The 21,928-nt window shown below is 42.7% G+C and carries 19 protein-coding genes and 1 riboswitch; of the genes, 7 read left to right on the top strand and 12 right to left on the bottom strand.

The features are described from left to right. Nucleotides 1-210: 210 nt before the first annotated feature. The gene (locus HC026_RS08375; protein ID WP_168925538.1) at nt 211-1,155 is read right to left on the bottom strand and encodes a magnesium transporter CorA family protein; all 945 of its coding nucleotides are present in this window, start codon (nt 1,153-1,155) and stop codon (nt 211-213) included. Nucleotides 1,156-1,445: 290 nt separating this feature from the next. On the opposite strand from HC026_RS08375, the gene HC026_RS08370 reads away from it, so the two are divergent. Beyond that, nucleotides 1,446-2,804 (top strand): amino acid permease, encoded by a 1,359-nt coding sequence (locus tag HC026_RS08370; RefSeq protein ID WP_168925537.1) that lies wholly within the window; start codon nt 1,446-1,448, stop codon nt 2,802-2,804. Between the two features lie 63 nt (nt 2,805-2,867). Here HC026_RS08370 and HC026_RS08365 read toward each other — a convergent pair whose 3' ends face one another. After that, the gene (locus HC026_RS08365) at nt 2,868-3,539 is read right to left on the bottom strand and encodes an EAL domain-containing protein (protein WP_168925536.1); all 672 of its coding nucleotides are present in this window, start codon (nt 3,537-3,539) and stop codon (nt 2,868-2,870) included. Between the two features lie 122 nt (nt 3,540-3,661). Here HC026_RS08365 and HC026_RS08360 point away from each other — a divergent pair, with 122 nt between their 5' ends. Beyond that, nucleotides 3,662-5,068: an FAD-dependent oxidoreductase gene (locus HC026_RS08360; protein WP_168925535.1), complete on the top strand. Its 1,407-nt coding sequence runs from the start codon at nt 3,662-3,664 to the stop codon at nt 5,066-5,068. Nucleotides 5,069-5,154: 86 nt separating this feature from the next. Here HC026_RS08360 and HC026_RS08355 read toward each other — a convergent pair whose 3' ends face one another. The 7 genes from HC026_RS08355 to HC026_RS08325 all read right to left on the bottom strand — a co-directional run bounded on the left by HC026_RS08355 (nt 5,155) and on the right by HC026_RS08325 (nt 13,988). Beyond that, nucleotides 5,155-6,012, bottom strand: coding sequence for a GGDEF domain-containing protein (locus HC026_RS08355; protein ID WP_168925534.1), 858 nt, complete (start codon nt 6,010-6,012; stop codon nt 5,155-5,157). Next, nucleotides 6,002-8,092 carry a cellulose biosynthesis cyclic di-GMP-binding regulatory protein BcsB gene (locus tag HC026_RS08350; protein WP_240890989.1) on the bottom strand — a complete coding sequence of 697 codons (2,091 nt, stop codon included), beginning with the start codon at nt 8,090-8,092 and terminating at the stop codon, nt 6,002-6,004. Before HC026_RS08350 ends, HC026_RS08355 begins: the two co-directional genes overlap by 11 nt. Then, on the bottom strand, nt 8,040-9,290 hold the full coding sequence (locus HC026_RS08345) for a glycosyltransferase (protein ID WP_168925552.1): 1,251 nt from the start codon (nt 9,288-9,290) through the stop codon (nt 8,040-8,042). Before HC026_RS08345 ends, HC026_RS08350 begins: the two co-directional genes overlap by 53 nt. Then, the gene (locus tag HC026_RS08340; protein ID WP_168925533.1) at nt 9,290-10,894 is read right to left on the bottom strand and encodes a hypothetical protein; all 1,605 of its coding nucleotides are present in this window, start codon (nt 10,892-10,894) and stop codon (nt 9,290-9,292) included. The genes HC026_RS08345 and HC026_RS08340 overlap by 1 nt, the downstream gene beginning before the upstream one ends. Then, the gene (wsfD, locus tag HC026_RS08335; protein WP_168925532.1) at nt 10,884-12,329 is read right to left on the bottom strand and encodes a glycan biosynthesis hexose transferase WsfD; all 1,446 of its coding nucleotides are present in this window, start codon (nt 12,327-12,329) and stop codon (nt 10,884-10,886) included. Before wsfD ends, HC026_RS08340 begins: the two co-directional genes overlap by 11 nt. Nucleotides 12,330-12,584: 255 nt before the next feature. Then, nucleotides 12,585-13,292 (bottom strand): VIT1/CCC1 transporter family protein, encoded by a 708-nt coding sequence (locus HC026_RS08330; protein ID WP_168925531.1) that lies wholly within the window; start codon nt 13,290-13,292, stop codon nt 12,585-12,587. A 12-nt stretch (nt 13,293-13,304) separates the two neighbouring features. Beyond that, nucleotides 13,305-13,988, bottom strand: a complete 684-nt coding sequence (locus tag HC026_RS08325; protein WP_168925530.1) for a VIT1/CCC1 transporter family protein — start codon at nt 13,986-13,988, stop codon at nt 13,305-13,307. 127 nt (nt 13,989-14,115) lie between these two features. On the opposite strand from HC026_RS08325, the gene HC026_RS08320 reads away from it, so the two are divergent. The 3 genes from HC026_RS08320 (at nt 14,116) to HC026_RS08310 (ending at nt 16,090) form a co-directional block, all read left to right on the top strand. After that, complete coding sequence (locus tag HC026_RS08320; protein WP_168925529.1) at nt 14,116-14,499, top strand: hypothetical protein; 384 nt, start codon at nt 14,116-14,118, stop codon at nt 14,497-14,499. A 392-nt stretch (nt 14,500-14,891) separates the two neighbouring features. Continuing rightward, the gene (locus HC026_RS08315) at nt 14,892-15,518 is read left to right on the top strand and encodes a DPBB and LysM peptidoglycan-binding domain-containing protein (RefSeq protein WP_168925528.1); all 627 of its coding nucleotides are present in this window, start codon (nt 14,892-14,894) and stop codon (nt 15,516-15,518) included. A 155-nt stretch (nt 15,519-15,673) separates the two neighbouring features. Continuing rightward, nucleotides 15,674-16,090 (top strand): OsmC family protein, encoded by a 417-nt coding sequence (locus tag HC026_RS08310; protein ID WP_168925527.1) that lies wholly within the window; start codon nt 15,674-15,676, stop codon nt 16,088-16,090. A gap of 74 nt (nt 16,091-16,164) precedes the next feature. Here HC026_RS08310 and HC026_RS08305 read toward each other — a convergent pair whose 3' ends face one another. The 3 genes from HC026_RS08305 to tenA form a co-directional block, all read right to left on the bottom strand. Next, nucleotides 16,165-16,986: an HAD-IIB family hydrolase gene (locus tag HC026_RS08305; RefSeq protein ID WP_168925526.1), complete on the bottom strand. Its 822-nt coding sequence runs from the start codon at nt 16,984-16,986 to the stop codon at nt 16,165-16,167. A gap of 92 nt (nt 16,987-17,078) precedes the next feature. Then, nucleotides 17,079-17,555 (bottom strand): GNAT family N-acetyltransferase, encoded by a 477-nt coding sequence (locus tag HC026_RS08300; protein WP_168925525.1) that lies wholly within the window; start codon nt 17,553-17,555, stop codon nt 17,079-17,081. A gap of 78 nt (nt 17,556-17,633) precedes the next feature. Then, complete coding sequence (gene tenA, locus HC026_RS08295; protein WP_168925551.1) at nt 17,634-18,305, bottom strand: thiaminase II; 672 nt, start codon at nt 18,303-18,305, stop codon at nt 17,634-17,636. Nucleotides 18,306-18,374: 69 nt separating this feature from the next. Then, nucleotides 18,375-18,471: riboswitch (TPP riboswitch) on the bottom strand. 502 nt (nt 18,472-18,973) lie between these two features. On the opposite strand from tenA, the gene tkt reads away from it, so the two are divergent. Further along, a complete protein-coding gene (gene tkt, locus HC026_RS08290; RefSeq protein WP_168925524.1) occupies nt 18,974-20,986 on the top strand; it encodes a transketolase in 2,013 nt (670 codons plus the stop codon). 17 nt (nt 20,987-21,003) lie between these two features. Beyond that, nucleotides 21,004-21,729 (top strand): transaldolase, encoded by a 726-nt coding sequence (locus HC026_RS08285; protein ID WP_168925523.1) that lies wholly within the window; start codon nt 21,004-21,006, stop codon nt 21,727-21,729. Nucleotides 21,730-21,928 lie beyond the last annotated feature (199 nt).

Below are 21,928 nucleotides of genomic sequence, written 5' to 3'. Positions count from 1 at the left end.
TAAGGCGGATACACCATGGACACTCATTAATCGCATCCATTGCTCAAAGGCTACTTTCACTAAAGGCTCAAACACCCCTTCACACTTTGCGGGGCTCACTTGGCATGCACCAGTAGCTACTCTCCTTATCATCGCATTTGCTTTTCTCATCATTTATTAATATGAATTTAATATATACCCCGTTTTCTCATTCGTCAAGGGGAAATTAAATTAAATATCATGATGTTTTTTGAGATACCAGAGTAACAATCCAATCGGAATAACCGAAATAATAATCGAAAAGACCCAACTCCACGGCTCTTTAGCCAGTGGTAACGGCATGTTCTGACCCCAAAAACTAGAAACAATTGGCGGAATTGCCAGTGCCAAAGACCACACAGTTAAAAGCCTCATCGTGTTGTTAATACTATTGTCCAAAATGTTGCTGTAGGTGCTGACCACTTGATCAGCAATTTCGGCCGCCAGATTAGCAACTTCGCGGCTCTGTTCAACTTCGACTCTTAGATCCTTCAAGTGTTGAACCTCAGAAACCGATAACGTTAACGGATCATCATCCGCATCCGATAACACCTGAAGTTGACGAATCGCAATCACGTTGTTATTTGCAGCTGTCTTTAAATACACCAACCGTTTATCCAAATTAGATAACTGAGTGATTTGTTTATTACTAGGGCGTTTCTGAAATGTTTCCAATGATTCCCGCGCCTTATTCATATCATCAATTCGATCCAGATAATTTTCATTCAATCGAAAAATCAACTTGAAGGCAATCGTCATTAATGTATCGGCGGGCTGTTTGTCATCCTTTTTGGTATCATCAATCACTTCTTTTAGTAAATCAGTGATGTATGTATTTCTCGGGTGGGTGACGGTAATCAAATCTTGACCCTTAATTAGGATACAAAATGGCACTGTTTCCAGGTATTCACCGCTATCTAGTCCTTCTTCACCCTGATTCACAGAGCGAAAAATCAGCAGACTGCACTTAGTTTCTGTATCAAAGTCGAAGCGTGCTCGTTCGCGAATATCACGCATGTAGCCAATGTATTTTTTCTTAATTTGGTAAGTATCCCTTAACCGATTAAAATCATGGGTATCCGGCTGATCCACGGAAACCCAGTTCAAGTCCTGCCATAGCCGATGTTGTTCAATCATATTGCACCTTCATCTGTCGTTTCTTCCTATTCTACAACTTTTCAATTTTCTTTGATGTGATGTCTCTAACAGATATAAGTAAACGAAAAATTATTCATCATCAGGATTTAATTTGCACTTGCATCCAACTTCGTGTAACATTATTCTCATACAAAACTAATAAAAATTAGTGAGGCGTAGCTAACATCAGCCATGATATAACAAGATCGAATATACATATTGCTTATAAAAATGGTCGTTAGTTCAATCCTTGGGGGAGCCCCATTTTTATGTGAAAGGGATTAAAAATTATGAAACGAAAATTAAGTGCGCGTCAGATGCAGATGATTGCGCTCGGCGGAACGATTGGTGTCGGGCTCTTTATGGGCTCAACTTCAACCATTAAGTGGACCGGGCCATCTGTATTGATTGCATATGCCATCGCAGGGATTTTCTTATATCTTATCATGCGGGCGTTGGGGGAAATGTTGTATGTTGATCCAGATACGGGTTCATTCTCAAAGTTTGCTACCGAATATATCAGTCCGTTAGCCGGTTATTTGACCGCTTGGAGTAATATTTTCCAATTCGTGATCGTTGGTATGAGTGAAATGATTGCTATTGGTGGCTACTTCAAGTTCTGGTGGCCAGGTCTACCAGCCTGGGTCCCAGGTATCGTTGCCATTACCTTCCTTTGTTTGGCCAACTTAATTTCAGTTAAGATGTTTGGCGAACTCGAATTTTGGTTTGCACTGATTAAGGTGGTCACCATCATTCTGATGATTATTGTTGGCCTTGGCGTGATCGTTCTTGGGATCGGCAATCACCTCCACCCTATTGGTATTTCCAACATGTGGACTCACGGGTTCTTCACTGGTGGTTTTAAAGGCTTTATTTTTGCCTTATCGATTGTTTTAGCTTCTTATCAAGGAATCGAATTGATTGGGGTTACGGCTGGTGAAGCTGAAAACCCACAGCAAACCCTAGTTAAAGCAATTCGCTCAACTGTCTTTAGAATTTTGATTTTCTACATTGGTGCTATCTTTGTGATCTTGAGTATTTATCCATGGAACCAGTTGAATAACGTTGGCTCGCCATTCGTTGAAACTTTCGCAAAAGTTGGTATCACTTCAGCTGCATCAATCATTAACTTTGTCGTGATTACGGCAGCCTTATCTGGTTCTAACTCTGGTATTTACAGTGCCAGCCGAATGTCATACACCCTAGCGAACAACGGTCAACTACCGCAACGCTTTTTAAAACTAAATCGCCATGGTGTGCCATTCTATTCGGTTATTGCAATTTCGTTCGGGATCTTCTTGGGTGTTGTCCTAGACTTCGTGGCACCATACTTCTTCAAGGACGCCGACAACATATTCGTTATGGTGTACAGCTCTAGTGTCTTGCCCGGGATGATTCCTTGGATTGTTATCTTGATCAGCCAACTGGAATTCAGAAAGCAACATCAAGACTCAATGACTAACCATCCGTTCAAAATGCCACTGTCTCCATGGTCAAATTACGTGACACTCGCTTTCTTATTTGTCACATTAGTCTTTATGTTCTTTAACCCAGAGACTCGGGTGTCAATCATCGTTGGAGTTATCTTCCTAGCAATTATGACACTGCTATACTTTGTTAAATTCCACGGAAAAGTAAAAACATTTTAACCTAAAAGGCGGTTACCAGTGATCTCTCACTCGTAATCGCCTTTTGGTCAATCATTTTGTTCACTATTCCAATTTAACAAGATGTGGTCTACCATAAAAGTAACCTTGCCGATAAGGTAAATCTAGATCATCCAGTAATTGGTCCTCTTCTTCAGTCTCGGTTCCTTCAACCACTAATCTAATCTGATACTTATCGGCAATCATTTTCCAGAATTTGAGTTGACTAACAATTTTGCTTTCTTTATTTTCGTTACGAAAGTTCTGCATGGCAAATTTGATTTCATTCGCATATGCTAAGAGTGGTTTAATGTGTTCGTAAGTATTGCAACCACTCCCAACATCGTCTAAACTAATCTGAACACCTTTTCCCGCATAGCGTTTAGCACTCAATGCAATTTTTTCATCGGGAACTTGTTCCTGCAGGTCGCTTTCTTCCTCGGTTACCTCTATAATCAATTTAACCGGGAAAATTTCACTTTGGACGCCAATCAAGGCTTCCTCCATGTGGGGATCTATGAACCGACGCCGATTGAGATTAAAGGAAATAGAACCAACTTTCAAGCCAATTCGATGGGCAGTTTTCTTCAATAAATCAATCTGTTCATCCACTGGAATGGCAGCAAAGTTTTGCGGGAGACGCCAGTGTTCATCATCGTACTTACGAATTAACATTTCGTAGCCAATCAATGAATTAGTAAATTTATTCAATTGTGGTTGGATAAAGTACCTGTACACGACGTTTCCTCCCTAAGGTTATTTTCAAGTCTGATTATATCATTTATAAAATACTTTTTTATGGATTCATTAAAATTCTGATAGTATTCACTAATTTGTATACGAAATGAGGGTTTGTAAGTATGAAAGTCATTATCATTGGTTGTACTCATGCTGGTACAGTTGCCGCAACGGAAATTATGAAGACCCATCCAGAAACTGACCTCACGATTTATGAACGCACCGATAACTTTTCTTTTCTCTCCTGTGGCATTTCCCTTTATCTTGAGGGTGAAGTCAAACAACTTGAAGATATGTTCTATTCTTCACCCCAGGAACTTAGAGACATGGGTGCGACCGTCCATGACAGACACGATGTCCTTAAGGTTGACGCCAAGGCACATACTATCCAAGTTGCTAATATGGAAACTGGAGAAGTTTTCGAGGATACTTATGATAAATTAATCATGACTACCGGCTCATCCGTTAAGGTCCCCCCTCTTTATGGTATCGATAACACTCGGGTTCTATTATGCAAGAACTATCAGCAGGCCCAAGCCATCTATAAAGCGTCCAAAGAATATCACAACATCGCCATTATTGGAGCTGGTTACTCCGGCGTGGAATTTGCTGAAGCACTTTCCGGAACCGGTCATCATGTGAGTGTTTTTCAAGCTCGCTCTCAAGTCTTGAACAACTATGTCGACGACAGTATGTCCAATTGGGCAGTTAAACTATTAAAGGAACATCATGTGGACGTTCATTTAGACACGCAAGTTAGTGCCTTTACCGGTGATGATAACACTGACCAGATTACGATTGAAACTAACCAAGGCGATTTTAAGACCGATATGGCAATCGTCAGCACCGGTTTTACTCCTAATACTTCACTATTATCAGGACAAGTCAAAATTGAACGACACGGCTCATTTTTAACGAACCGCTTTCTACAAACGTCGGATCCCGATATTTACGCGGCTGGTGACTGTTGCATGGTGCGGTTTAATCCAACGGGTTCATCGGCTTACACACCACTGGCAAGTGTCGCCATCCGGCAAGGAACGTTGGTCGCTCATAATATTTTTGCACACACCCATCCTTACGTTGGCACACAGGCTAGTTCAGCTCTAAAAATCTACGGTAACGCATTAGCAACCACTGGTCTCACACTGACGCATGCACTTAAGCGCGGCATTGATGCAGATAGCGTCACCTTTGATGGAACATGGCGGCCAGACTATATGCCTTCCACCGATCGCCTGGTCATCGTGCTGGTCTATGAGAAGACTACCCGTCGTGTTCTAGGAGCGCAGTTGCTCAGCAAACACGACATTACCCAATCAGCAAATGCGGTCTCAATCGCCATCCAAAATAACAACACCATTGATGATTTAGCATTTGTCGATATGCTGTTCCAACCTAACTTTGACTATCCCTTTAACTATCTGAATCAAGTTGCCCAGCTGGCCGTTGATAAAGAAGCGACTGCTGGTAGAACCATGCCGCGGTTTACTGCGCCAGGTTATGAAAAGGAAGATCAAGAGAATTAAGCCATGCATAACACACAAAAATCACGTTCAGTCCCCAACGACTTGAACGTGATTTTTGATTTCAGATAACAATAGTCAAGTTCAGACTAAACATCATACTCTGTTTCCCGAATGCTTTGCTTCATTAAATCATAGGGACTGTCCATAGTTGATGTGTTCCAACTCGCCATGCCAGCAGTCAATGAGGTATCCAGTTGTTTCAACTGCTCATGACTTTGCAATTCCTGGCAAAAACGCTGCTTAATTTGGTCAACGATTTGTTGTGCTTGTCCTTCATCGGAATGGAGAATCATTCCCCAAGTTGGCTTTTCTGGATCCAGAAAATAAGACAGATCATTGTCGGCTGCCACCGTCGTTAAAGTATCCGAAATCACGCGCAGCAACATTCGATTCTGTTCCTCGCTCAGCATCCGTTGCAGCTCCTGATAATACCGAATTCGGAACACGAGCATTGTGACTGGCAAATGAAAGCGACGATGATTTTCAATATACACTCTCGCATCCGTGGAGAACGCCACTAATGTGCGTAAGTTAGTCTGAACATCAAAAGCACCTCGCTCCGTGAGTTGGTTACGGAGCTTATGATTGTCCAGTTGCAGCAGCTGCTGTTTACTGGTCATCACCGCCAATGCACCACTCAGCAATCCGGGTAAGATCAACCAAAAAGCCATTTTCAACGGGATTGTTTGATGCAGAGAAACGTTAATGTATGCGGTTGAAACAACTTGGCAAAAGATAAAGAGTAAATTGCTTAGCATTCCTGGGATCAGCCCATAAAAGTAGGTAATTAACATCACCACTAATGTGATCCCCAGATAAATCAGATTCCAGATCAGATTGGCTGAAATACCGACTAAAATAGCCGTCAAACTAACCAGAGTGATAAAAACAACCAAGCCAATGTCTGCTTGTAAGCTAGCCCGACCACGATCATCAACGTTCATGCCAATTCCCCTTTCGTTTCAATAAACCATTACGCCATAAGATTGAAGTCACCACGAAACCAAAGAATACGACCGCCAGTAATGACAGTCCCATATACAGCCAAAAATGACCATGTTGCTGAAAGCCAATGCTCAAGGCCTGATCTTTCAATAACTTTTGTTTCTTAAACCGGTAACTATAATGCTGATTATTATCATCCACAACAATGGCATCCGCTTTGCGATACTGCTCTAATTTTACTTGCCGATTAAGCTGAGTCGAAGCTCTGGTAACGGCATCATCATGAGCACCCGTGACAACTAAAAGACCGTGGTGCTGATTGAATGGCGATCGCAATAGCTGTGCCGTGCCAATTCGTTTGGCATATTGGTCTTCTAAACTTAACTTTTCATTGCTTTTAAACCCGGAGAAGTCTGAGTTATATTTAAAGTACAGGTAATGATTCAACTGCTTAATCAGCGGCGTCGTTGCGGGTGTCCCAAAAGTAACGATATTGGATTGCGTCAACTCAGCTGAACTGGGTTTGTCATGATAAACTTCGAATTCACCCGTATTTTGCTTAGCGTAATTACCGATGAGACCAAATAAATTAGTCATGGTCTGAAAGTCATTTTCGGATAATCGGCTAGGTCGTACCAACGCTAACTTGTGAACAGCTTGGCCTTTCATAAATAAGCTGGGATAGTTATCAAAAAGTAAATCTTGATACTGTTTTGATTTAATAACCGCGTAGGAATCAGCTAGCACGGACGCCCATGCGTTTTGGTCTGGCTTAGATTGACCTTCTCCAGGAAGAATCAAATCAAAATCAGCTTGCACGGTAAAAGTACTATTCAACGGCAAATTAGCTGGTAGTTTCACTCGCAACGTATCATCGTTCGCTTGTTGACTACTTAATCGTTGACTACCAATAGCTTGACCGTTCACTTTAATCGTCACTAATGACCGTTTAAAATCTAAGTTTTTAGCGTAGCGCATTCGCAAGTTGATGGTCGATCCCGCCGCGTTCATATGATCGTTGGGCAACTGGACAAAAAACGTCTTGACGTGATGACCAGCTCCCTGAACATGGGCGTCTTTTTCCAATAATGGCTGACGTCCCTGGAATTGCAGTACCGACGTGAAAGTATCGGTTTGCGCACTGATCCATTTAGTTGATCGGTCCGTTTCCCTCATAAGTTCTTCATTAGCAACAAATTGGGCTGCCTTCTCCAATAATTCGTCAGATTGGGAAGTGACCACCATGATCGACTGTTGGCCCGACTTGATCACCTGAATAACCGCGTGATCAGACAATCTTGATTCTGACAGTTTCGCCTGTAAATCCCGAGGTAAATGTTCATACTTAGCAATCACCATTCTAAAATCGGCATGCTTACCATTACCCAGGGGCTTAATGGGCAACTCGCGGTCTTCAGATGTCACAAAGCGGGTCATCCCCGTCAATGCCCGTAAACTGGCTGTTAACTCCGCATCCGTTGCCTGAATCGGTGTTTCCACCACCGACTGATTCTCAGCAATGGTATCCGCCCCAGTCATGTGACCGTAAAAATCGTTGATCTGCTTTGTTGGTTTTTGAATGTTGTAATCAAAATTAACGTTGCTGGTGTCGTTAACCGTTAACCAGTTTGCGGGCGTTTGAATCGTCTTGGCATTTTGATTAAGCAACTGTCCCTCCACCTGCAAATTATTTTGAGATTTAATCAGCTTGGTTGGAATCTGAATTTGTTTTGACTGGATGCCCTTTGTAGCAGTCGGCCGAAACGAATAGAAAGTGACGTCATTAACTGTCACGGTAATGTCGGAGATTTGCCGATCATTTAACTGGGAAACTTGAAAGTTAAGATTCAAGGTTGCTTGTTTCACATTCCAATAGCCCATTTTGACAAAGTACATATTTGACTGAACTGCCTTACCCGATAATGAAGTTGTGTTGTTTTGAAACGGCTGCGTGTACTGCTTTGCGGCTGCCTTCTCGCTGCCACTGAAAAGTAGCAGTATTAATGTCAGTACAACTAAACTGCCATTAATAACGTTTTGTTTTATACCATCTGGCTTGTTGATGAAAAATTTGTTCACGAATATATCCCACCATTCCATAGATTGCCACTGCTAACCACATCTGACTATAAATAAAGTACATCAAACTAATGATGCCTAAATTATCGATAGTCATTTCACCTTTTTCCGTTGTAATTGCCACAAACGTGCTCAAAATAAACAATAGAATTGCCACTAACCAGACCGTACCGCTGTAATCCCGTAACGTAATATGCACCAGATCAGCGACAGATAAAACAAACATCACATCTGAAAAAACCAGCGCAAACATCAGCAGAAAGTACGTACTCATGAAGTAAAGCAGGTCAAACCAGATCACCTTGGCTTCAGTCTGAAAGAGTAAGTTTAAATTTTTTAAAACAACATAGATATTTCCTTTAACCCACCGGGTGCGCTGATGAAACCACACATCGAAAGTTTGCGGTTCCTGTTCCCAGGTGACTGCTAGTGGCTGGAACCCAATTCGTTTACCCTGCCGATAAACTTGGAAACTGATTTCGGTATCTTCAGCCAGTGCCTTCACATCCCAGCCACCGATTTGCTCAAGCACACTGCGATGAATCACATAGTTAGTCCCCGGAATGGTGCAAAGCCTTAGCAATTGCTGCCGGCCCGCTTGCGCCATCCACTGAAAAGCCAACGTTTCGATGTTAATAAATCGGGTGAGCATTGTCGCATTCCGGTTTCGGGTCCGAAATTTACCAATCACGGCTCCTAAATCAGGATTTTGCATTAACGTCGCCACGAGATGTCGCAGCGCACCAGACTCAGGTGTGTTATCAGCATCGTAAACTGAAATAACGGATCCTTTAGCTTTCTTAAGACCAATGTTCAAGGCATTGGACTTACCCTTGCCCCCTGTTTGAGCATCGGTATTGATGATGTGAAAGTTTCGCTCTTGGTAGCCGAACTGCAGTCTAGCGAGGACAGCTGCGGAATCATCATCAGAATTATCATTAATAACAATCAATTCGTACCGTTCTGCCGGATAATCAAACCTGAGTAAGGCTTGAACTGTTTTCTCCAGGACGCGGGCCTCGTTATGCGCGGGAACCAAGATAGAAACAAATGGCACCGTTGAAGGTAGCGTTGGTGTATCTGTTCGCTGCCATTTTAAATAGTAGAAATAACCAGCAATCGTGAGAATTAAATTAACGATTAGGATGCTCCAAATTGCAATTATCGCGATAAACAATAAGCTGTTTAAAATATGAATCACCCCTTTTTCTGTCCACTATTACGGATAAATTTACGTCTATAAATTCGCCAACCCAACACTAACAACCCTGTTAACACAAGCCCAATGCCAGCAAAGAGCCATAATAGCGCATGCGACTGCCACTGAATCACCCGGTTCATCCAAGAATCAGATTCAGCTGGCTTGGCATCAGTAGCGAAATTTTCTATGTCAGCATCTAAATCGAACACAACCTGATGATTCACTAAATATTGGCCTGCTTGGTATTCATATGAAACTGTGCCAATTTTCAGTGATGTCTCTAACTGATCTCGAACAGGATCAAACCACCGCAGTTTGCTCCCCTGCAGCCGTTGCATCAGTCGATTGATTTCAGTAGTGTCAGCTGGCATCTTAACGAGTAAGGCCGTTGATTGGAAAAACTGAATTTTATTCTGGTAAGTGGCGGTTTCAAATGCATCAAAAGGTATCCCAACAATACTTGTTGGAAATACTTGACTATTAGTGACTACAGGTTCAGCTTCAACTGGTTTTTCTTCTAGTTTTAGATGAGTATCAGGTCGCAAGAGCACATGGGAAGCAGGACTTAGAACTGCGGCTTGTCTTCGCTGTGAACGATTCCAATATCCAGGGGCACTGACTCCTATCGGTAATACTCGGTCGGCACCCAGACTGGCAAGTTCAGTTTGAAAAACCGACCTTAACTGAGCTTCATTTAATCGCTGCGTGCCAGTTTCAGTAGAGGGGCTCAAAAAAATAACCCCGCCACTTTTTTCTGCATATCTGAGGATTTTAGTGTACCGATGAAACGCAGCCAGATCAGTATTGCTTTCAACACTTACGATACTAAGCGCAAACGGATAACCCTGTGACGACAAACAATCGATCAGGTGTTTTAAGTGATTCATTTTTGTATAGGGTGTGACACCGGTAATTGTTAGCAAGGGTAACTGCGGTTGACGATCAAGTTTGAATAATTTGGCAATTAATTGGCCAGCAAGATTTATCGATACGCCATCTGTTCCAATCTCCGGTAAAAAGCCAGCATTACCGACCTTCACGCCATACGAGTATGACTCTGCCGGCATATTTTGATTGGTCAACCAGCCAACCGACATTGCGTTGCCAGCACGTTTATCATTCACCAGCAAAGTCTTGTTGGTTGAAAGAAGTTGGTTTGCCTGCCCCTGGTGTACTTTAAGTTGCTGATGTACCAGGGTTTTAAAATGGCCGCCTAAACTTTTACGTTCATCCGTCTGAAGCCCAGATCCAATGTGCAGTTTAACACCCGTAAAACGCGCTCTATCTCGTTCAAATGCTTGGTTACGACTATTTACTTGCGCCCAGTTGACCATCGTAATCACACCTTGACAGTGACTAGTCTCCAATAAATGGGCATGATACTGACTCAGCTGAACCGTCTTCACCGGTAAACCCAGACTAGTCAACAATCGTTGACAGCAGTCCAAATCCAAATCACCGTGTTCAGCAATGTTTTTTGAATCATAAACCAGCATTACGGGGCGCTGATCAGCTGCTTCTGCCTGAATAGTGGATTGCTTAACACCGAGAAGTAGTAATATGATAAGCAAAAATCCCCAAAGATAACCCTTACGCCACATCTTGATTCCTCCATAATCGATGCTGTAAGACATCGCTCATTAAAATCAGCCCGGTCAACGACAAGCAAACTGCCACTGGCAGCGTATGAGTCACAAAGTTAGCGGTTCCGTACAGTACGATTACGGCAGGCGGTACCAAAACAACAACTGACAATAAGCCTAAAACTAGCCAAAAATGATACCTCACCGTTTGATTCGTCTGTTTTAAGCCATGAAGTAAACCACTGCCGTAAATCACCAAGATGGCAAACGCCAACAAACAGTTAAACCCATATGTCTTGGGATAGTAGGTACCGGCTACATAGCTAAATAGCGAAAAATAATGCGTGGTCTGAAACGGTTTATTACCCGCAGTTTTCTCCTGAGTACCAGTTAATTTTGGTCTTAATATCATTGTGTTCTTGGCTGACTTATCCAGTAAGAGATTGAACTGCTGTGGATAAGCTGTGTATTCACGAATCAACCAAGATAGGTCGTAATGCCGACTAAAATGCTGCTGTGTATAATCAGCATCTGGTTTTACAGCAGTATAAGCCGTTGGATAGTAGCTCTGACCTTTCATTAACGCAAACTGCTCATCAATGTGACTCGTTTTTGCAATTTCCTCCGGCTGACTGGTCGCTAATAATTTCCCCTGCGTCACGGCTTGATACTTGTTCATTGCCCGCACTTCCGGTGTTATATTGTTAGCAGAAACCCAACAGCCAAAAAGCAAGGCAACAGTAATGACAGCAACCGACCCGTGGATCCACTGCCGACCTGGTAAAAGCAAAATGCTCATACTCATTATTAAAATGCCAACAATTAGCAAACTAGTTGACTCATGCACCATCAGCAATAGAATGGCCGCTAAATAAAAGCCGACTACCAACCATTTGTTTTCAGCTCTGTAATGGATAATTAACAGCGCAAAACCGACTAGATAAAGTAACAGTATGAAGGTTAGTGCCTGAGGGTAAAAAGAATTAAAGTACAGCGTAAAAGACGAATCTGCTACAAATAAAACAATGATCATGGTCATTAAATAATGCCGGAACTTTCTACCAGTCCCTACTAAGCCCTTCACTAAAACACCCACGCCTCCTAAATAAAGTGAGTAGTAAACCATGCCGAGGAAACGAATGTCAAATTGAGTTTGGCTATTAAATAGCCGATTCAAACCCACCGCAATCTGAATGACCACCGATTGCGCCGTTAAATGATCCAGATGAATTGGGTTGTAGTATTTCATCAATCCATAGTGTTGCACGACGTACCCAGCCTTTGCTTGGTGCAAGCTGTAAATGTCATTGGTCGCCATTAAATATTGAAAATCGCCGTTATCGGAATAGCCGTGAATGGGTGCCATAAAGATCAGCCATCCCACAATCAGCGCGCAAGCCACAACCGCAGTAGTCACTGGGCTGAACTTACTTAGTTGACCTATTTTTTTCAAACCCAGTACCCTCCAGTTAATCGCATGAGTAGTATAGACCATTCAATACTACATGATGCAACTTATTCGTACAATAAAAAATGGCTAATAATTTAAAGTGAAGAAGTGTCTCATTTCTGGGAAAGTTATAAAAATTATATGAAAGATATTGGACGACTTTAGCTGGCGTTACCACTCACTAGTTAATTAGAGCATGCTAAAAGGCTGCCACGTTCCCCATTGAGGAAAGCGTAACAGCCTTAAAATTTCTAAATATCATTTCAAAAGCAATCCCACACCATAGTGAATAATCATCGTAATGATCCCCACAATAATGTTTCGAATAATTGCTGTCCTAACCAAACCATTGCCTAACTTGGCGCTGAGAAAACCGGTAATCCCAACCGAAACACAGACCGCTAAAATAGTGACTGGCCATTGAATCGCCACTGGCGACAGTGTCATGGCCAGTAATGGGAAAATACCACCTGCACCCGCTGAGAACATTGATGAAAATGCCGCGTTCCACGGATTCATATAATGATTTAAAGTGAGGTCGTACTTCACGTTAACCACCGTTTCCAACGGTTTCTTCGCCATTAATTCATCGGCAATCTTGGTCGCCGTTGCCACGGTGACACCACGGTCAGTATAGTGATTGATCACAGCTTGAACTTCTGCTTGATAGTCCGTCTTCAATAAGCGTCTTTCTGTACGAACCGTTGATTCCTCCGTATCTTTTTGGGTACTGACTGATGCATATTCACCAGAGGCCATGGAAAAGGCGCAGGCTAGTAAATCTGACAGCCCAGCGATAAAAATAGTAAATTGATTGGGAGTGGCTACGGCAACACTGAACAGCACACCAACCACCGTTAGAATGCCATCATTGGAGCCTAGCACACCCGCGCGCAAAGTATTTAATTTTTCATCCATCGTTTGGGTAGACTTTTTCCTTTTTTGTTTGATAAGTATCTCACTCATTGAAAGTCCTCCCTAGATATGACCAATTAATGTCCCAATGGCATACGTAACCGCCATTGTCAGCACACCAGACACAATGTTTCTGACCATCCCGTTACCACGCTTGGCATTTCCCAGAGTGGCAGCACTAAAACCGGTGATCGCTAATCCGATGATAACCGCTAAAAAAGTACCCCAAATTCGGACGGCTACCGGTAACATCGTAATTGCCAAGAGTGGTAGAATGGAGCCAATAGGAAACGAAATCATTGAAGCAATTGCTGCCGCGTATGGGCTCGTATATTCACCCACATCAAAGCCATAACGTTCACGAACGGTTGTCACCAACGAATCTTGATCCATCATTTCGTGAGTAGCCTGTTCAGCTAGTTCTGGTGTGATGCCATCATCAACATACTTTTGTTTGACGAAATCGAACTCGTTAGCATAATTATCTGCCAGTGCTTCTTTCTGATTCATGACTGCTCGCCGCTGCGCATCCTTTTGCGTGTTGACTGAAACATATTCGCCCATCGCCATAGACACCGTACCGGCCAGCATTCCTGCAATACCAGAAATAAAGATAGCAAAGTTGCTTGTTGTAGCACCGGCGACACCGATAACGATGCCGGCAACGGACACGATACCATCGTTAGCACCCATTACGGCTGCACGCATAATATTGATCCGTTGTGCAAGAGTTTGCTTCTTCTTCATGAGTATCGACCTTCTTTCTAGTTTAGAATTTTTCTTATCTACAACATCATTCTAGTCCCTCTCGACGCAAAAGTAAAATACTTTTGCAGTTTTTTTCTGTCGATTAAACCTTAATTGGAGGCATATTATGGAAGAAACGCTCGCAAATTATCGTCAATTATACGTTGCAACACGGGATGCAATCCTATTGAGCCCGCTTTCTGACGAACAACGGTCGAACTTTAGAAAACAGTTAAACGAACTCAATTCAAGCTCTTTGAGCGGACTGACCCAAAAGATGAGTCAGGCTTATTCAGACTTAATCCGTGCCAACCTCACTTATGCTTCGCATCAACTATTCTTTGTTTTGAATATTAACCATGATCATTCAACAATTCCTTTACCGATTTCAATGGAACAACTAACGAACTGGCAAAAAACTCATGCACCAGAGTACACTCTTTTTACACGTAATCCTTTTCTGTACAACGGCTTATCGATTGATGAAACTGCCGCTTCCGCAATTTTGTAACATTCTCTTAACATTCCAAACACGATATTAACGAAAACACCGACTTTTTTAAAATTGGAAAAGGTCGGTGTTTTTGATTATTCTTTCTCTTACTCTCCACACTTATACTAAAAAATTAGCCCCCACTGATCCTCATTTTCTAATTTTTCTTTTAGCTTAATGTAACATTTTTGTTATGGGGCGCTTTCATATTTCAGTTTGTTACGTGAATGTTACAAGATTTCAAGGGCGTGACACTTTTGGGATTTAATGTAGTTATTCTGTTACTGAAAAGCGGATTTAGCATGTTATAGTAATACTCGTGGCAAAGATAAATAATACTTTGCTTATAGTTTTATTAACTTAATCCCTATGCTTGATTGCATAATATCGAAAGGTTGGTCATACATTTTATGTTACCAAAATCATTTGTTTCACGTAGTTTACTCATGTTCGGTACTTTAATCGGTCTCGGTTTTACTACTATCTCTGCTTCCGCTAAAGAATACACTGTTAAATCAGGCGACAGCCTATGGGGCATCGCAAAAGACAACAATACCACTACTAAGGCAATTGTTGATGCAAACTCACTGGGTTCTGCAAAAGCTGTTATTTTACCAAACCAAAAGTTAACTATTCCAAACGGCGCTAAGGCTGATAAGAGTTCACGGATTAAACCGCTGACTGAAAACACCTCAAAGAACAGCAGCAAGTCAAAACAATCTTCAACTAAACTAACGACTAAGACTGCTACTAGCGGCTGGACAACTATGGTTGCTACAGCCTACGACCCAGAAGTTGCTGCCGGTGGTCAAGGTACTTCAATTCCAACTGGTACTGGTGTCGCAGCTGCTTTAGACCGTTACCCTAAAGGAACTGAACTTGAAATCAAGTTCCAGGATGGTCACACAGAAACTCGTGTCGTTAACGATACTGGTACCTTTGCGGCCAGCAACCCTAACCAGTTAGATATCTCAATGACTAACGCACAAGCAATGCAATTTGGTCGTCAATCGATCCAAGTTCGCGTTATTGGCTAAGCTTCATTAATCAAAATATCAGTAATGGCTTTCCGCTTTTTGGGAAGGCCATTTTTTTGTTCCAACAGTACTAACCCTGTCTGCGATTTTACTGACACTGCATTTAGCAGCTCCTGTGCTACAATGATGTTAAATAACATCTGGAGGTAATTCAAATGGGAAAATACATCGTACATTCAACCTTAAGACCAGCTGGCACCCAAGTTATGAATCAAACTGGCGGACACTCCTATTTGGCTGATGAACCATTAGTGGCCAAAGGAACCGATGCTGCCCCCAATCCGGTTCAATACTTATTAGGAGCCGTTGGTAGCTGCATGAGCGTAACGGCACGTGATATCGAAAATTCTGAAGACAACTTAACGGTGAAGAAGTTCAAAGTCGACGTCTCTGGCGAAACAACCACCTTTAGTGATGGCAGTTCCAAAGTGACTCATATGACGATTAAAGTCACTGCAGAAACTAATCTGTCACCCGCCGACCACCAATTATTCTTGAACGAAGTGGTCAGAAAGTGTACTGTTCACGAATCGTTAGTTGGCGCAATTCCAATGGACATTACTTTTGAGTAAACTGAAACAGCCATGATACCCGGTTAAATCGAGTATCATGGCTGTTTATTTTTATGGAGAATGGCATTAGCAGATTAAAGCGCCATCTTCAACGTTTCCAAAACACCATTATGGTTGTTATCAAACTGCGTCACGTGGGCAGCGGACTGTTGAATCTTACCCGCAGCGTTTTTCATCGCAAAACTGTGGGGTGTCATGGTCAACATGCTCAAGTCATTTTCGTTATCACCAAAGGTCATTAGCTCATCATCGGCGATTTGGTAGTGATCCTGTAAGATCCGAATGCCCGAGCGCTTAGTGGCATCAACGGAGCCCACTAAGTCGGTATTAAACCCGGAAGTTTCGTTTGTCAGTTTGGCAGGTAACACCTTAGCCAATTTAGCTGAAGCAGAATCAAAATTTATGCCAGGCGTGAAACTAATCGCAAGTTTGGTAAATTGGTCCTTCACTTTGTTACCAGCAATGGTCGCCAGATTATCAACGCCAATCACCGGGCGATAATAGTACTTCACAATTTTTAAAACCTCGGGATCCATATCGCGGTTAACATACGTACCATGTAATCCAGAGACCACTTCTTGATTGATTAAACCGGGTTCAAAGGTTTTCTTTAATAAGTCAATCACACCATGGACTTGTTCGTCGCTAATCGCTTCAATATGCTGAAGTTCGTTACCGCTATGCACAATAGCCCCATTTTGTGAAATGTAATCCATCTGATCAGCAACTTCGGCAAATTCGTGACGTAACCGTTGATACTGCGAACCACTAGCAGCAACGAAATGAATATGACGCGCTTTCATCCGTTTGAATAATGACAGAAATAACTGCTTGTCATATTTGCGCTCGTCATTTAAAAAAGTACCATCCATGTCGACTGCTACCATCTTAATCATTTAATTACCCCACTTTTTGTATTTTCCATAAGGATTATGATAACGGAAAATAGCAAAAACTGCATGTTTATTTTGGCTTTTTAGCAAAAAGTTTACAGTGACTTCATGTACCACGTGTCACAGGCACTATGTTCAGACTGTGGCAATGGTTTTGATAATTGCTTGAAGCCTACCTTTTGATACAGTTCATTAGCCGGTTTCATGGAAGCAAAGGTCTCCAGGTACAGAGATTGATAGTGTGCTTTCGCATAATCAAAACAAGCTGGCAGTAACTGACGTGCGGTACCGTGTTGCCGGTATTCTGGGTCTACGTATAGCTTCTGAAGTTCGGCGATTCCCTCCTCGGGTGCGATTGGACCGACGCCGCAACCACCCACTACTCGGTCTGCATCCGTCACGGCTACAAAGTACTTTGCAACAGCTGTCTTCTGATACCATTCACTCAAATGATCAACAAATGGGTCAAAATACGCTGTGCCTGGTAAATTCAAATGTAGCTGTTCTAACGATGACCGCAGAATTTTTGCCATCTGAGCATCATCTGCTGGTTTAATTTCTCGAATCTTCATATGTAGGTCATCTTCCTTATATTTATTTAACACTATGTTTGTTAGCCATTATAACAATTAAAGGAAGATGAGAAAAGTCTAAGCAGACACTTGCCACTTTTGTTGGTCTAAGGCCATTTGCCAAAATGCCAGTTCATAGGCACTACTACGAATAAAAGCCGTCTGCATCAAATCCCGAGTAGCAGGATCTGACTGTGCTGCAGCCTGATTGGTTAGCGCAATCATCTGATCCACGCTGTTAGTATAATCGTCGCTGTCATAGGTCTCAATCCAGCGTTGATACAACTCAACTGGTGATCCCTGGGCTACCAGATGCTGACCGATTTGATTATAGAGCCAGTAGCATGGCAGTAAACCGGCGATGGCTTGCTGGGGCGTACCGCGATAAAGTTCGGCATACATATGGTTCACGTAGTTATAAGCTGTCGGGGCAATCGGTGTGTTAGCAACTTCAGCGGGTGTAATGCCCAGCTGCTCAAAGAAACCTTCCCGGACAGCAATTTCGCCATCTTTTAAACCCTGAGCGCCATCCAACAGGAACTGTTTACCATGAGCATCATCAACTTGTTCCGCCACTAACTCGTGCAACTTACCGAATTCGCTGAGGTAATAACGATCTTGGATCAAATAATACCGGAACACATCTTTAGGTAAGGTTCCCGCTTGTAATTCATGAATGAATGGATGCTCAAAACTCTTTTGCCAAAATGGTGCCGCTGCTTGATGAATTTGATCAGTAAACAATATAATTCCTCCTCAAGCGACGAAAACTGCTGAATAGAAAAAGCCGACCATAAACCCTGGTCGGCAGTTTAATCGCAACATACACGTTAACTTTCCTTCGCGAGGGTTAGCTCACAGGTTCAAAGGGTTCGGTCCGCGACCGTCTCAGCAATTTGCGCCCCTAGTTAATATACGTTGAGTATATCATGTTTTGCCCCTCGACCAACAAAAATAGTTCAAAATTCCTTTTTTAATCCGGGAACTCATGGTACTATTAATTAAACTTTTCAAATTTTTTCTTAATGCATCTTTAACGTTTTGTCGGCGCATTGAAACTTTCATGAAAGTAATGGACAATCCTCCCAGATTTTAGTCCACCTTCCCAGATGTAAACTGCTTTCATGAATGATTCAGCGTACCCAACCTTCCTAATGATTGATTCTAACGTTTTTCCGGAATTAATCCTTTATTGAAAACTATTTCTCATTTTCGCTCAATGCCCTGGAATTTTCATTAGCTGTATTTTGGCTAGTCTTATCGAGTTAAAAAGCCTACTTTAGCAGGCTTTCATTCGAATTAAATTCCATGAAAATGCGGTGAAATCACTGGATATTTTAACTATACCATTTAAGCTTATCGAGTTGACATATCAAGCTAGTTACCGTATATTTCATAGGCATAGGAGCGTGATTAATTTGCAAAATAATAACCTAGACCAAAAATCAATCAACGCACTTCGATTCTTGAGCGTTGATATGATAGAAAAGGCCAATTCTGGCCATCCTGGATTACCCCTTGGTGCTGCACCAATGGCGTACACTCTATGGACTAAACATCTAAACATTAACCCTACTGATCAGCACTGGACCAATCGTGACCGGTTTATTTTATCAGCCGGTCATGGTTCTGCTTTGTTGTACAGCTTATTACACCTTTCAGGCTTCAACTTATCTATTGATGATTTAAAACAATTTCGTCAACTTAACAGTAAAACACCTGGTCACCCAGAATATGGCGTGACAGAAGGTGTTGAAGCAACTACCGGTCCCCTGGGTCAAGGCTTGGGCATGGCGGTGGGTATGGCAATGGCAGAAACCCATCTTGCTGCACAATACAACAAGCCCGGATTTAACATTATTGATCATTTCACCTACGTTATCGCTGGTGATGGAGACTTAATGGAAGGTATCTCCCACGAATCTGCTAGTCTCGCGGGCCACCTTCAATTAGGTAAGCTGATTGTCTTGTACGATGACAACAGTGTCTCGCTTGATGGTCCAACCAATATGGCGTTCACAGATGACACACCTAAGCGCTTTGAAGCGTACAATTGGCAAGTCTTGCACGTTGCAAACGGGAACGACCCCGTTGAAATTAACGCGGCAATTGAAGCTGCTAAACAAAACACCACTCAACCAACTTTGATTGACGTCAAAACGGTGATTGGTTTTGGTGCGCCCAACGCTGGTACTAATGGCGTCCATGGCAAGCCGCTGGGTGATGATAATATGGCCGCCACCCGCGAAAAGCTCGGTTGGGACTATGCGCCATTTGATATTCCAGATGACGTTCGCCAAGATTTCGAAACTAACGTTAAGCAACGCGGAATTGCGAGTGAAGAAAAATGGCAGACCATGTTAGAGGATTACTCGACTAAATATCCCGAACTGGTAGCCCAGTTCTTCCAAGGATTCAAACCAGTTTGCTTAGATTTGGATATGCCTGCAAGTCACGTAGGCGAATCTGAATCAGGGCGGAATACTAGTCAGCGGATTATTTCAACTATTTCCGAACAGTTACCTAGTTTCTGGGGTGGCAGTGCTGACCTATTCTCATCAAATAAAACCAACGTCAAAACTGCAGAAGCCTTCGAACCCGACGATCAATTGGGTAAGAACGTCTGGTTCGGTGTCCGAGAATTTGCGGAGGCGGCTGCTGTCAACGGTATGACGTTACACGGTGGCATTCACGCCTACGCTAGTACCTTCTTTGTGTTCTCTGATTACATGCGGGCTGCGATTCGTTTGGCCGCGATTCAAAGGATTCCGTCAACTTTCGTCTTCACGCATGATTCCATCGCAGTTGGTGAAGATGGTCCTACCCACGAGCCAATCGAACAGTTGATGAGCTTCCGTGCAATGCCAAATATCAATGTGATTCGGCCTGCGGATATCAACGAAGCGATTGAAGCCTGGAGAATTGCCATTGCCGCAACGGAAACACCAAGCATGTTAGTGCTGACTCGGCAAAACCTACCAACCTTACCAGGTACCGATACATTAGCTACAGAAGGTGTTCAACGTGGCGGCTACGTGCTTTCACCTGCCAAGGGCGCAACACCAGAAGGCATTCTTATTGCCACTGGCTCTGAAGTTCAGTTAGCTTTGGCAGCTCAAGCACAGCTTCGTGAAGCTGGCCGGGATGTTTCAGTGGTCTCTCTGCCATCGTTTGAACTATTCGATGCTCAGCCTGCTGAATACCGCGAACAGGTGCTGCCAAGCGCCGTGACTAACCGAGTATCAATCGAAATGGGAACCTCTTATGGTTGGGAACATTACGTTGGTTTACAGGGTAAGGCCATTGGCATTAATAATCACTATGGTGAATCTGGCAAACCGGATGCCATTCTGAAACAATTCGGTTTCACCGCGGATAACGTGGTGGCAACTTATTTGAAAGCATTCAGTAAAACGGACACACTTGCTTAATTTGATGAGGAGAAAATATGATGACGAAACTAACTTTTAAAACTAAGATTTATTCTGATGGCGCTGATTTAGAGGATATGAAGGCCATCAATCAAAACGACTTTGTGACTGGGTTTACAACTAATCCCAGTTTGCTGAAGAAGGCTGGCGTAACCGATTATTTGACGTTTGCCAAAGAAGCAGTGGCTACGTTCCCGGATGAAGCCATTTCATTTGAAGTGTTCAGTAATGATTACGATACTATGCTAAAGGAAGCCAAAATGCTGCACGACCTTGGCCCTCACGTCTACGTTAAAATTCCAATTCGAACCACTAGTGGTGAACCTACCACTAACTTAATTCATGACTTAACGGCAGATGGCGTCAAAGTTAACGTCACCGCCATCGCCACCGTTGGTCAGGTTAAGGAAAGTGTCGACGCCATTGTCCCTGGTACACCAAGTATTGTGTCCATCTTTGTGGGTCGGGTTGCCGATGCCGGTATTGATCCGATTCCGTTCGTTAAAGATAGTGTGGCTTTAACTAAGGATCGTAGTGAAGTCGAACTTCTGTGGGCAAGTACCCGGGAAGTTTATAGCATTATGCAAGCTGAACAATACGGCGTTGATATTATTACCGTACCGCCGACCATTATCGATAAACTAGTTGCTAAAGCTGGTCAAACTGGCGACGATATCACCATGAATACCGTTAAAGGATTCGCGGCGGATATTAAAGCCACTGGCCTTAAGATTTTAGGTTAATTCATCAATAATACGACTAAAGCCTACCTCAACACGATGAGATAGGCTTTTTTGGTGGCTACTACGTTAATAATGCAAACTTTCAAAGATGACTTACTTGTAGAAAACTTGAATATGTCTATAATTATTTTTGCCATGCCGGACTTTTATTTTCTCGTTACTGTCCTCGAGTCAAGTTGGGAATCGAGGACGTGAACTT

The organism is Secundilactobacillus angelensis (assembly GCF_012641075.1).
GTDB classification, from domain to species: Bacteria; Bacillota; Bacilli; order Lactobacillales; family Lactobacillaceae; genus Secundilactobacillus; species Secundilactobacillus angelensis.
Note: the sequence above shows the minus strand (reverse complement) of the source record. Positions and strands in the feature narration are given on the sequence as shown.

Coding starts and splice junctions, on each gene's coding strand:
- HC026_RS08355 (WP_168925534.1), bottom strand. CDS start 6,012: ATGAACGTTGATGATCGTGGTCGGGCTAGCTTACAAGCAGACATTGGC.
- HC026_RS08285 (WP_168925523.1), top strand. CDS start 21,004: ATGATGACGAAACTAACTTTTAAAACTAAGATTTATTCTGATGGCGCT.
- HC026_RS08315 (WP_168925528.1), top strand. CDS start 14,892: ATGTTACCAAAATCATTTGTTTCACGTAGTTTACTCATGTTCGGTACT.
- HC026_RS08310 (WP_168925527.1), top strand. CDS start 15,674: ATGGGAAAATACATCGTACATTCAACCTTAAGACCAGCTGGCACCCAA.
- HC026_RS08375 (WP_168925538.1), bottom strand. CDS start 1,155: ATGATTGAACAACATCGGCTATGGCAGGACTTGAACTGGGTTTCCGTG.
- HC026_RS08325 (WP_168925530.1), bottom strand. CDS start 13,988: ATGAAGAAGAAGCAAACTCTTGCACAACGGATCAATATTATGCGTGCA.
- HC026_RS08320 (WP_168925529.1), top strand. CDS start 14,116: ATGGAAGAAACGCTCGCAAATTATCGTCAATTATACGTTGCAACACGG.
- HC026_RS08305 (WP_168925526.1), bottom strand. CDS start 16,986: ATGATTAAGATGGTAGCAGTCGACATGGATGGTACTTTTTTAAATGAC.
- HC026_RS08360 (WP_168925535.1), top strand. CDS start 3,662: ATGAAAGTCATTATCATTGGTTGTACTCATGCTGGTACAGTTGCCGCA.
- HC026_RS08330 (WP_168925531.1), bottom strand. CDS start 13,292: ATGAGTGAGATACTTATCAAACAAAAAAGGAAAAAGTCTACCCAAACG.
- HC026_RS08340 (WP_168925533.1), bottom strand. CDS start 10,894: ATGTGGCGTAAGGGTTATCTTTGGGGATTTTTGCTTATCATATTACTA.
- HC026_RS08370 (WP_168925537.1), top strand. CDS start 1,446: ATGAAACGAAAATTAAGTGCGCGTCAGATGCAGATGATTGCGCTCGGC.
- HC026_RS08300 (WP_168925525.1), bottom strand. CDS start 17,555: ATGAAGATTCGAGAAATTAAACCAGCAGATGATGCTCAGATGGCAAAA.